The sequence below is a fragment of the Pseudoalteromonas sp. Of11M-6 genome (genome assembly GCF_022347905.1).
In the GTDB taxonomy this organism is placed as follows: domain Bacteria; phylum Pseudomonadota; class Gammaproteobacteria; order Enterobacterales; family Alteromonadaceae; genus Pseudoalteromonas.
In genome coordinates this window covers 1-1,172 of record NZ_JAKRFW010000128.1, presented here as the reverse complement: position 1 = coordinate 1,172, position 1,172 = coordinate 1, and the positions used below count along the sequence as shown (strand labels likewise).

General features: G+C 50.9%; 1 protein-coding gene. It reads left to right on the top strand.

The features are described 5' to 3' along the window. Positions 1-1,172, top strand: a 1,172-nt coding sequence (locus MHN32_RS23645) for an amino acid adenylation domain-containing protein (RefSeq protein ID WP_239422994.1), incomplete at both ends; no start/stop codon positions are given.

The window sequence follows — 1,172 nt, the reverse complement described above, 5'->3', positions numbered from 1 at the left end:
AGAACTTAGTGCGTCCAACCGCGTTGGCTAACTTGGCTTATATCATCTACACCTCAGGGACAACCGGACAACCAAAAGGTGTGATGCTCACTCAGCACAATGTGCTTTACTATCTTCACGCCTTAACCCGCCAGCTAGGTGACAAGTATCGTAATATCGACTTTTCTTCTAACTACTGTTTTGACCTGTCGGTGACCACCACCTTATGCCCGCTCCTTGCTGGACAAACGGTGTGTGTTTATGAAGGCGATATTCTTGATGCCGCCGCCTTTAGAACTCATCTAAATACCGCGAACGTTGGCTTTGTGAAAACCACACCGAGTCTTGCCATGGCGCTATTGCCTGGCAGCGACGCACAAGTCGATGCCCTAATGCTCGGTGGTGAAGCGCTGACTGAGCAGGCCATTGCCGCATTAAGCGACCATGTAAACGCTATTTTCGATGAATATGGCCCAACGGAAGCCACAGTCGGTGCGATGCTAGCACAGGCCTACCCACGTCTTCATCAAGGCATAGGTAAAGCCTACCCTAACGTTAATCTTCATGTGCTGTCTGAGTCGCTGCAGCCCATGCCCATTGGTGCGCCGGGTGAGTTATATATTTCAGGCCTTGGGGTTGCCCGTGGTTACTTAAACCGCCCTGAACTCAATGCTGAGCGCTTTATTGATAATCCATTTAGTCACGACCCCGCCCATAGCAAGCTGTACAAAACCGGTGACCTTGCCCGTTTCCTAGACAACGGCGACTTGGTGTATCTCGGTCGTAACGATGAGCAGGTGAAAATTCGTGGTTATCGTGTCGAACTAGGCGAGATTGCCGCTGCTATTGTCGACCAACAAGGCGTACAAAACGCTGTGGTGATTGACGTGCCTGCACCGCAAGGCAAAGCGCTGGCCGCTTATCTTGTCGCAGAGCCTGACCTTGAAATTACCGAGTTAAAGCTCGCCCTAAGTGCTGCTTTACCTGAATACATGGTGCCCAGTCACTTTACTCTAATCGAGCATATTCCACTCACGGGTAACGGTAAGCTTGACCGCAAAGCACTCCCCGTGCCAGAGCTTCAAGCCGACAACCTCTATGTGGCACCGCGCAATGCCTTAGAGACCCAACTTTGTGAGATTTGGCAACAGGTACTTGGCCTTGAGCAAGTGGGGATTGAGGATAATTTCTTC